10 protein-coding genes are annotated in these 9,873 nt (G+C 36.4%); 6 read left to right on the plus strand and 4 right to left on the minus strand.

Features of this window, described 5'->3' with window-relative positions; all coding sequences use genetic code 11:
• The first annotated feature begins 390 nt into the window (after positions 1-390).
• Complete coding sequence (locus tag F6K54_RS32560) at positions 391-2,085, plus strand: tetratricopeptide repeat protein (RefSeq protein ID WP_293087284.1); 1,695 nt, start codon at positions 391-393, stop codon at positions 2,083-2,085.
• A 240-nt stretch (positions 2,086-2,325) separates the two neighbouring features.
• Here the strand turns inward: F6K54_RS32560 and F6K54_RS32565 are convergent, their stop codons facing one another.
• Positions 2,326-2,496: a hypothetical protein gene (locus F6K54_RS32565; protein ID WP_293087287.1), complete on the minus strand. Its 171-nt coding sequence runs from the start codon at positions 2,494-2,496 to the stop codon at positions 2,326-2,328.
• Positions 2,497-2,851: 355 nt separating this feature from the next.
• On the opposite strand from F6K54_RS32565, the gene F6K54_RS32570 reads away from it, so the two are divergent.
• The 5 genes from F6K54_RS32570 (at position 2,852) to F6K54_RS32590 (ending at position 5,516) form a co-directional block, all read left to right on the plus strand.
• Positions 2,852-2,983: a hypothetical protein gene (locus F6K54_RS32570; protein WP_293087290.1), complete on the plus strand. Its 132-nt coding sequence runs from the start codon at positions 2,852-2,854 to the stop codon at positions 2,981-2,983.
• 322 nt (positions 2,984-3,305) lie between these two features.
• The gene (locus tag F6K54_RS32575) at positions 3,306-3,509 is read left to right on the plus strand and encodes an aldo/keto reductase (protein WP_293087293.1); all 204 of its coding nucleotides are present in this window, start codon (positions 3,306-3,308) and stop codon (positions 3,507-3,509) included.
• Between the two features lie 94 nt (positions 3,510-3,603).
• Complete coding sequence (locus F6K54_RS32580; protein WP_293087296.1) at positions 3,604-3,816, plus strand: hypothetical protein; 213 nt, start codon at positions 3,604-3,606, stop codon at positions 3,814-3,816.
• A 216-nt stretch (positions 3,817-4,032) separates the two neighbouring features.
• Positions 4,033-4,179 (plus strand): hypothetical protein, encoded by a 147-nt coding sequence (locus F6K54_RS32585; protein WP_293087298.1) that lies wholly within the window; start codon positions 4,033-4,035, stop codon positions 4,177-4,179.
• Positions 4,180-4,184: 5 nt separating this feature from the next.
• Positions 4,185-5,516 (plus strand): pentapeptide repeat-containing protein, encoded by a 1,332-nt coding sequence (locus tag F6K54_RS32590; RefSeq protein ID WP_293087301.1) that lies wholly within the window; start codon positions 4,185-4,187, stop codon positions 5,514-5,516.
• 368 nt (positions 5,517-5,884) lie between these two features.
• On the opposite strand, the gene F6K54_RS32595 is transcribed toward F6K54_RS32590, so the two are convergent.
• From F6K54_RS32595 to codA, 3 genes are all read right to left on the minus strand, one after another.
• Entirely contained in the window at positions 5,885-7,267 is a 1,383-nt protein-coding gene (locus tag F6K54_RS32595; RefSeq protein WP_293087304.1) for an AtzE family amidohydrolase, read from the minus strand.
• Positions 7,268-7,926: 659 nt separating this feature from the next.
• Positions 7,927-8,118, minus strand: coding sequence for a DUF4089 domain-containing protein (locus F6K54_RS32600; protein ID WP_293087307.1), 192 nt, complete (start codon positions 8,116-8,118; stop codon positions 7,927-7,929).
• A gap of 34 nt (positions 8,119-8,152) precedes the next feature.
• A complete protein-coding gene (gene codA / locus F6K54_RS32605; protein ID WP_293087310.1) occupies positions 8,153-9,421 on the minus strand; it encodes a cytosine deaminase in 1,269 nt (422 codons plus the stop codon).
• Positions 9,422-9,873 lie beyond the last annotated feature (452 nt).

The raw sequence follows: 9,873 nt of genomic DNA on the forward strand, positions 1-9,873 counted from the left end.
TCAGTGATAAAAAACTTTTTCTCATGAGCGCCTTTTCTTCCCTTCTGCCTCCCCCTCCTGGGAGGGGTTAGGGGTGGGTTGCCTCCTGCCTTCGGACCTCCAAAGTGTAAGTATTCAACCGGACATGATATAACACGGATTTATTCTGTTGCGTAGTATCTACTTAGAATCCCCTCGGCAACAGCTGCGGGGAGTAGTCAATATTCCATATCTACCTTGCATTGGATCTATAGCAGTCGCCATTACTGTATTTGACATATTAAAAGCTTAAAACTCAGACAACGCCAGATTTTTCTTTTTTCCTTCTTTCTTCTTCTTTCTTCCTTTTTCCTTCTGCATTATATAATACTATTTTCAGGTAGACTCTATCAAGCTCAAGGGAAAAAAATTATGACCAAAACTGATTTTAAATCATCCCAAAAATTAACATTTTTAACAACATTAGACAATAATAATAGCCAAAGCATCTCCGTGTCTAACGGAATTTTTAGTATATTTTCTGCATTTCCAGAATTTGACCGTGGCAACAGAATGTATAACATGGGCAGATACGAGTCAGCCATATCTTACTATGAAAATGCGGTTAAAATTAAGCCAGACTGGGCTGTAGGTTGGTTAAAATTAGGTCATTGTTTCTATAAACTACAAAAATATGAGCAAGCAATAGAGGCTTATAAGCGATCGCTATCTATCAAGTCAAACGATGATGAAGCCTGGAATTGTTACGGTGTAGTATTATCTAATTTAAAGCAGTATGAAGAAGCGATCGCTTGCTTTGATAAAGGAATAAAAGTTAACCAAAATAATTATGAACTCTGGTACAATAAAGGTGTTATTTTAGCTGAATTTAAACAGTATCAAGTTGCCACCCATTGCTACAAAAAAGCACTGAAAATACAACCGATGATGGGAGAAATTTGGTATGCTCAAGGGCAAGCTTTATTAAGTGTGGAAAAATATGCTGAAGCATTAGCTGCTTATGATTGTGCTGTAAAATTGCAGCCTGATAATTATCATATTTGGTTAAATAGAGGATTAGCTTTAGTTGAAACCTACCGTTATGCAGAAGCAGTAGCTAGTTACGACCACGCAATAGAATTACAACCCGATAATTATTTGGCTTGGTTTAACCGAGGAATTGCTCAAAGCAAACTACACAAATATCACGATTCAGTCTCTTCTTTTAATAAAGTAATTAAATTAAATCCAGATGATTATGAAGCTTGGTTTTATAAGGGATTAGCTTTAAAAAATCATTGGAAAGAAGGAGGAATTGCTTGTTTTGATAAAGCAATTAATCTTAATCCTAATTTACCGGAAGCTTGGATTAGTCGTGGTCATACTTTATTGGATTTATTTAAGTATGATGAGGCGTTAGAATCTTTTAATCAAGCAATTACAATTAATTCTAATTATCCAGAATCTTGGTTGGGTAGAGGTAAAGCATTCATGGCACTTAGTAAGTACAATGAAGCTCTTATTGCCTATGGTAATGCTATTACTACCCAACCAGATTTTTTAGAAGCTTGGAATTGTCGAGGAGAAGCATTAGAAAAACTCCAGCAGTACGAAACAGCATTAGCTGCTTATGACAAAGTAATAGAAATGAGCGTTAAACAAGGAGTTTCTGTTGCTAAAGTAGGTTTACAAAGAGGAGCTGCTTTAGAAAAGTTACAAAAATATTCTCAAGCAATAGCAGCTTATGATTTGGTCATAGCGAAACAGCCTCATAATTTTGATGCTTGGTTACAACGAGGATTATGTTTAGCAAAAATGGGAAACGACCGAGAGGCTGCTACAAGTTATGATCGAGCTATTAAGATTTGGCCTAATAATTATCAAGCTTGGTCAGAATTAGCTAAGATTATGGAAAAGTTAGAGCAGTATGAAGAAGCGATCGCTGCCTATGACCAAATAGTTTCTTTAAGACCAGGTAATCATCAAATATGGTTTAAAAGAGGATTAATTTTGGAAAAATTAGGATATATTCAAGAAGCAGTTATTTCTTACAATATAGCGTTGGAAATTAAGCCTGATTACCAAGAAGCACTTAATAGAAAAAGTCAGTTAAGGATGCAAGGTTAATTCAACAATTAATAATTAATAATTAATAATTAATAATTAATAATTACCTCTCCTTTCAAAGAAGAGGATTTACTAACCATGATTTTTTTTCTTTTTATCCCCTTAAAATAGGAGGCTTTCAACCACAATTTTTCGGTAAAACTAATTTAATTTTGCTTATCAAATATTGTATTCATCTGTCTAAAAATACTTGCACGACTACGATGAAAAATATTTTTTTTTAACAAACAGAATATTTAGTTATGAAGCAGTATTGCCAATAGTTTTACGGTTTTTAGAGCTATTTTCTTGTAATAAATCTGCCCAAGACCAAGCAAAACTGACAATCATAGCTTTAGCTATTGCATTCATCTGTTCTTTGTTATAATTTTTGGGAGTTTGTTGTGCTTCTTTAGGTGTATTATTATTCATTTTGATTTATCTCCTCACTTTAAAACCCATACTTATAGATACAACTTCTATGAACTCTTGTCCGCAAAAATATAACTGTGACAATTAATAAACTGGATAGTGATATAGATCATCAAAAAATTACTGAAATATCAGTTGATAGATTTTTCTAATAGTAAATATATTGAAATAAAAATGTGCTAACCGTATGAAATTATTAAAGTAGGGATTTTGCACAAGTTAAGTAGAAGAATTACGAACTTTTAAGTACTTGCATTATGCCAATTCAAAATCTGGTTAAATACAGCTTCACAATAAGCTAAATCCGGTTTAATTAAATAGCTTATATTATGTCCGGTAGCATCGGTGTAATTAGATGGGGAGATGCTGGGGTGGGGAGATGGGGAGATGGGGAGATAGGGAGATGGGGGGATGGGGAGATGGGGAGATAGAGAAATATTTGGTAATCGTTGAAGATGGAATATTTTTTTATACCGAATTAAACTGATTTGATATTATATCATGTCCGGTTGAATCGTTATCAATAAACGACGGAGGAGTCAGGAGGGAAGAAAGAAGGAAGAAGCAAGAAAAAAGAGAAAGAAGCAGAGGGCAGAAGGCAGAAGGAAAAGAAAGGTTCAAAGAGAGAAGGTTTTTTATCACTAACTGTTTTTAAGTAGGCTTTTGGTTTAGATTAAGCAAAATAATCAGGCAATATTAATTATTCGTTCTAGGCAGGTGATTAACAAAAATCACTAACTATAAACTATCATAGATATTGTTTGATTCACTAATTTCACTGACTTAATTATTTAGGAGTACATCACAAGATGCAATATAAATTATTAGGAAAAAGTGGACTTAGAGTATCAGAACTCTGCTTGGGTACAATGACTTTTGGCGAAGACTGGGGTTGGGGTTCTTCTCAAGAAGAAAGCCAAAGAATTTATCAAGTCTTCCGTGAAGCTGGCGGTAATTCTATTAATACTACCAATATTTACACTAACGGTACAAGTGAGAAATTTCTTAGTTAGATGAACAATATAAATCTACGTCAACATCATAACTTTCTATAGCAATCAGGAATCAAATGAGGAAAATGTTAGTAAATCTAATTTTGCACAAAAAATGAATAAAAATAATCAAAATGTTAGTGGAAATAATAATATAACAGCTCAAGGTGACAAGAGTACATTTAATCAAAGTCAAATTTCTCAAAGTGCAGAGGAACAAATAACTACTACTGAAGTAGTTGAAATCTTAGCTCACTTAGAAGAAAAAATACAGAGCTTGACTACACTATCTGAAGCTGACAGAGAAAAGTCTTTCATTAATGGATAATGGATAATGGATAATTGATAATTACCTCTGGTTAAAACCGAGAGGATTGAATATAAGGAGATATTATTTCTTTTTTTTCCCCTTAAAAGGGGAGGCTTTAAACCTTAATTATTTAATTATTAATTATTAATTATTAATAATTCGGTAAAACGTTTAGAAGCTGCTATAGTTGAGGTACAAGAATCTGAGCCTGATAAAGAGTCTATTGCTAAGAGTTTGAAACGAGTAAATGAAACTTTGAATGAGGCAGGTAAGACAATTAAAGAAGTGAAAGAGTTAGTCAATGAACTTTTTCCTACTGTCACAAAAGTTGCCGGATATTTAGGATATGCTGTTGGAAAAATTTGGAATATATTACCTTGATTATTATGAGCCAAGAGAAGGTTATTAAACAAGAGCTTCAATCATCTTCAGAATCTAAGCAATCTGTTGAAGGAGATAATAATTCTACAGCTCAAGGTAACGAAAGTACAATTATTCAAGGGGATGATAACAATATTGATAATTCTCAAGAAAACATTCATGTGATAGTCAATGTAGTTAAAAATGAATCTATTAAAAAAACTTCAGATATTTGTCAAAAAGATGAGGAATACGAAATTGGTTATGTTATTTCTGGAAAAGCCAAAAGAAAAGATAAAACTACTTTGAAAGCTATTGAAAAGCATTTAAGAGAAATTTTAAATGCAGCTTCATTGACAATTTATGATATTGATGAAGGAAGTGTTAAATTTTTCTTTAATGGCACTCAAGAAGATTTAGAAAAGTTAGAAAATGCCTTTAAGTCAGGAGTACTTAAAGATATATTTGATATTCCAATAGAGGATGTGAAATTTGTTGAAGATAATAAGTTGGCACTTACTATTGCGGGAGATATTTCTTATACTGATATTGCTAAGTTAAAATCTTCTCTTACTGGTGTTGATAAAAAAGAAATTTTAGTTCAGAAAATTAGAAGTAATAGAGATGGTAAAGTTTTAAATATTGCGAAAGCTGACCTCAGCGGTGCTAACCTCAGCGGTGCTAACCTCAGCGGTGCTAACCTCAGCGGTGCTAACCTCAGCGGTGCTAACCTCAATGGTGCTAACCTCAATGGTGCTGACCTCAATGGTGCTGACCTCAATGGTGCTGGCCTCAGTGGTGCTAACCTTAGTGGTGCTTACCTTAGTGGTGCTTACCTCAGAAGAGCTGACCTCAGAAGAGCTTACCTCATTAATCCTAACCTCAGTGAAGCTAACCTCAGTGAAGCTAACCTCAGTTTTGCTTACCTCAGTGATGCTGACCTCAGAAGAGCTAACCTCAGTGAAGCTGACCTCAGTGATGCTAACCTCAGAAGAGCTAACCTCAGTGAAGCTAACCTCAGTGATGCTAACCTCAGAAGAGCTTACCTCATTCTTGCTCAGCTCGGTGGAGCTGACCTCAGCGGTGCTAACCTCAGTGAAGCTGACCTCATTAATGCTAACCTCAGAAGAGCTGACCTCATTCTTGCTAAGCTCGGTGGAGCTGACCTCAGCGGTGCTAACCTCAGTGAAGCTGACCTCAGAGGAGCTAGCTTTGAAAATTCCATAGTAATAAATGCTAAATTTAGTAATAATAGTTTAGGAATTACTAGAGAATTAAAGCAAGAACTTATTAAGAAAGGAGCTATTTTTGAAGACTATCTAGAAGACCCGTTAATTTTGACTCCGATAAAAAAATAATATTAGTCAGGACTTACGCAAAAGCACTATAATTCAGTAGTATAGCAATGAGCGAGCAATGTATTTACCGAATAATTAATAATTAAATAATTCTGGTTTAAAGCCTCCCCTTTTAAGAGGAAAAAAAAGAAATAATATTTCCTTCTATTCAATTATGTAGCGGTACTGCGTAATATCATGTTCGGTTGAATAGTTATGATTAGGATATAGATGGAAGAGATATCTCAAACCCTTGAGATTGCTTCCTTCCACTCCGTTCCAGTCGCAATGACTTTATTGTAAGTGATCATCCGAACATGATATAACTCCTAAAATTTAAGTTTTTTCAAGCTTTTAAGCCTTCTTCCTTCTTCCTTCTTCCTTCTTCCTTACCTTGCAATTATTCCTTCCATCTCCAACGCTGCTGCCACCCGTAAAATCAAGGCTTCATTATAAGGCGCAGCAATAATTTGTACTCCCAAAGGTAAACCATTAGTACGACGGATGGGTACTGACAAAACTGGCAAACCAATAAAAGATAAAGGTTGTGTATACAAACCTAAATTTGGACGCACTAATATTTCCTCCCCAGCAATAGTCATTTTTTCTTGCCCTAATAGTGGTGCAACACAGGGAGTAGTGGGAGCCAGAATAATATCTACTTCCTTAAATATTTCTCCAACACAACTTTGATACCAACGGCGGAAACGTTGAGCTTGAATATACCAATCTGCGGGAATTAAAGCACCAGCTAAAAAGCGATCGCGAGTTGCGGGGTCAAAATCTTGGGGGCGAGTGCGTAAATTTTCTAAATGTAAATTCGCCCCCTCCGCAGCAGTAATAATATAAGCAGCAGCTCTAGCTCGGTGCGCTTCCGGTATAGTCACCCTTCGAGTTACTCCCAATACTGTCGCTACCTGTTCCACTGCTGCGAAAACTTCTGACTCCCCACCTGTGGCAAAGTGACTGTCAGCAACTGCAATGCGTAAACCTTCAATATGGCGATCGAGTTGAGGCAAACAAGCTTCCGGAGTGCGATGGGTACAAACTGGGTCTCTAATATCTGACCCCTGTAAAACATCATAAACTGTTGCGATATCTCTTACAGAACGAGCAAATGGGCCGACATGGTCTAAACTACTGGCAAACAGAAAAACTCCTGCTCGCGATAAGCGTCCATAAGTTGGTTTAAATCCGAATACACCGCATAAGGAGGCTGGCACGCGGATAGAACCGTTGGTATCGGAACCGAGAGTTATGGGAACTAAACCAGCAGCAACGGCAGCAGCAGAGCCACCGGATGACCCCCCGGAGATGCGGGTGAGGTCGTGAGGATTAGGTGTTGCGCCATAGTGACTGTTTTCGGTGACGAAGCCATAAGCGTATTCGTCCATGTTGAGGGCACCGATGAGAATGGCACCTGCTTGTTTGAGTTTAGCGACGGCGGTTGCGTCTTCTGTTGCGGGTGGGTTTTCGGCGTTTATTTTTGCTCCAGCGAGGGTTGTTATACCTGCGATGTCGTAGAGATTTTTGACTGCAAAGGGTACACCTGCTAGAATACCAGGATTTTTGCCTTGAGCAATTTCTGTGTCTATTTGTTTGGCAGTGTTAAGGGCGGTTTCTGTAGTAATAGTAGTGAAGCAGTTGAGGGTTTGGTTGTGCTGGTTAATTTGTTGTAAGCATTGATCTACTATGGTTTGAGCTGTGGTTTCGCCTGTTTTGATGGCTGTGGCGATCGCCGTTGCATCTATTTGATTAAATTTGATAGTCATTTTGGTTTAAGTTTTGTGTTTTGTGTTTTGTGGAATGGGCATCTTGCCCGTTCGTCAATTCAGTTATCAGTTATCGGTACTGCATAAATGCAGGATGATTTTAATAGTCTTATGTTTTGTGTCTTGTGGAATGGGCATCTTGCCCGTTCCTGTTTCCCGTTCCTGATATTTTCCCCAGTTATCAGTTATCAGAAAAAAAGTCAGAAAGTTTTTGGGTAGTTCTGCATAGTAATGGTATATACAGATGAACAATGCTCAGTGCGGGCATCCTGTCTCATAAAGATGAGGTACATTTATGATCCCCCTAAATCCCCCTTAAAAAGGGGGACTTTGAAACCTCCCCCCTTTTAACTCCCCCGGCTTTCATCCCGGCGCTCTCCCTCCGGGATGAAAGCCAGGCGTTATCTGTGTTGTTCATCGGGGATTTTCTCTTTATAGTATACATATTATATTGTAGTATATGCATTGATAGCTATTGACAATTACAAATAAATAGATTATGATTTTTCTAAAAACAGGGGGAGGACATCACCTCTGTATAAACAGCAGTCAGCTTTTTTTTCTGACTGAAGAATCCCGCGTTGTCGCGCTATGCGCAACGTCGGGAGTATGTCAAGGGAGATATAAAACTATATCTCATAAATTAGAGAAGCGCTATATCAATTCTCTAACTTTTCTGGGTCAAATTTTGGTGCTGGTTCTATTTCTGGTGGAAGGGGAAAATCTGTAACTAATTGAGCGATCGCTGCTATTCTTTCTAGATTTTCTACTACACCGGGAAGGTGTTCTGGTTGTAATTCTAAATTGATTAATTCTGCCGTTAATTCGACATATTTTTCGAGATTTTTCATATTTTTTTTCCGATTTAATTCAAATTAATACTTTCTATTCAAAAGAAGTAAATTTTATTTGTCCAGGCACATTTTCTACCAATAATTTACCCTGACAAAATACATATTTTACAGTAGCACGTTTCCTAACTGCGTCAAAAGAACTATCCGCATCTAAAACTATCAAATTGCCTGGTTTTCCTACTTTAATTCCATACCCATCTTCTACTCCTAAAGTTTTCGCACCATTCCAAGTAACCATTTGATAACAAGCATCAATTTCTTTAATTCCAGTCATTTGACATATATGTACGCCCATATAAGCCACATCTAACATACTACCAGTACCCAAACTATACCAAGGATCTTGTACACAATCATGGCCAAAACTAACATTTATTCCTCGTTGCCATAACTCTTTTACTCGCGTCACACCGCGTCTTTTAGGATAAGTATCAGTACGACCTTGAAGAGTAATATTAATTAAAGGATTAGCAATAAAATTAATTTTAGACCTCTCTAATAAACTCATTAATTTAAAAGCATAAGCATTATTATAAGAACCAAATGCTGTAGTATGACTAGCAGTTACTTGTGAAGTTAAATCTGTTCTAATTGCACAAGCAGCAACTACTTCTAAAAAACGTGATTGTTCGTCATCTATTTCATCACAATGAATATCGATAAAACAGTCATATTTTTCTGCAAATTCAAAAATTTTATGCACAGATTTTACCCCATCTTCCCTGGTAAATTCATAATGAGGAATTCCACCTACACCATCCGCTCCTAATTGTAAAGCTGTTTCTAAAAGTGAGAGGTTTTTATCTTTACTATAAATACCATCTTGGGGGAAAGCAACTATTTGTAAAGTCATCCAATCTTTGACTGTTTCTTTTACTTCTAAAAGTGCTTGTAATGCTATTAGCTTGGGTTCGCTAACATCGATGTGGGTTCTCACAAATAATACTCCTTGTCTAGCTTGGAGTTTTAGAGTGTCAATAGCACGTTTTTTCACATCTTCTAGTGTCAAGTCTTGCTTACGATCGCCCCAAATTTCTATACCCTCAAATAATGTACCACTTTGATTCCATCGTGGTTCTCCGGCAGTGAGAGCAGAGTCTAGATGAATGTGAGATTCTACAAATGGTGGACTAACTAATTTTTCCTGAATATCGAGTTCTTGATATGCAAAGACTGGAATATCTTTAGAAATAGCAACAATTTTACTATTGTCAATGGCGATATCTACTATTTCTGTTTGTTGAGTTGGTTGCAATAAGCGACTGTTTCGTAGAATTAATTCATAAGTTTTGTCAGACATAAAGTTTTCTTGATTGAGAGGTTGAGGGTAATCTGAATTTTATCATGACGGAGGAGTCAGGAGTGAAGAAAGAAGGAAGAAGGAAGAAGGAAGAAGGAAGAAGAAAAAAAAGGAGAAAGTTTTTTTGACGTTGGTAGATTAGAGTATGATATTAATATTAATTACTGATGAATCAGGAGGAAAGAAAGAAGAAAAAGTAGTAGAAGGAGAAAGTTTTTTGTTCGCGCTCTTATATAGAATCCGGTTATACAGTGTATGTTTATAACTCTATAATTACTTCAATCTCCCCATCTCTACCAACTTTATCAGGACTTACGCAAAGGCACTACATAAGGGGCATCGCTCAGTTACGCTAGCGCTAACACACCCTACCAATAGCGTTCATTCGTAAGTCCTATTTATAATAACTATTTAACCGTATTTGATATGAGTTGGTATACTCTAGTTCGGAA

It is taken from the genome of Okeania sp. SIO3B5 (genome assembly GCF_010692555.1).
Lineage (GTDB): Bacteria > Cyanobacteriota > Cyanobacteriia > Cyanobacteriales > Microcoleaceae > Okeania.

Bases quoted from the DNA above. Each gene is read 5' to 3' on its own strand.
- F6K54_RS32560 (WP_293087284.1), top strand. From the start codon at position 391: ATGACCAAAACTGATTTTAAATCATCCCAAAAATTAACATTTTTAACA.
- F6K54_RS32565 (WP_293087287.1), bottom strand. From the start codon at position 2,496: ATGAATAATAATACACCTAAAGAAGCACAACAAACTCCCAAAAATTAT.
- F6K54_RS32570 (WP_293087290.1), top strand. From the start codon at position 2,852: ATGGGGAGATGCTGGGGTGGGGAGATGGGGAGATGGGGAGATAGGGAG.
- F6K54_RS32575 (WP_293087293.1), top strand. From the start codon at position 3,306: ATGCAATATAAATTATTAGGAAAAAGTGGACTTAGAGTATCAGAACTC.
- F6K54_RS32580 (WP_293087296.1), top strand. From the start codon at position 3,604: ATGAATAAAAATAATCAAAATGTTAGTGGAAATAATAATATAACAGCT.
- F6K54_RS32590 (WP_293087301.1), top strand. From the start codon at position 4,185: ATGAGCCAAGAGAAGGTTATTAAACAAGAGCTTCAATCATCTTCAGAA.
- F6K54_RS32595 (WP_293087304.1), bottom strand. From the start codon at position 7,267: ATGACTATCAAATTTAATCAAATAGATGCAACGGCGATCGCCACAGCC.
- F6K54_RS32600 (WP_293087307.1), bottom strand. From the start codon at position 8,118: ATGAAAAATCTCGAAAAATATGTCGAATTAACGGCAGAATTAATCAAT.
- codA (WP_293087310.1), bottom strand. From the start codon at position 9,421: ATGTCTGACAAAACTTATGAATTAATTCTACGAAACAGTCGCTTATTG.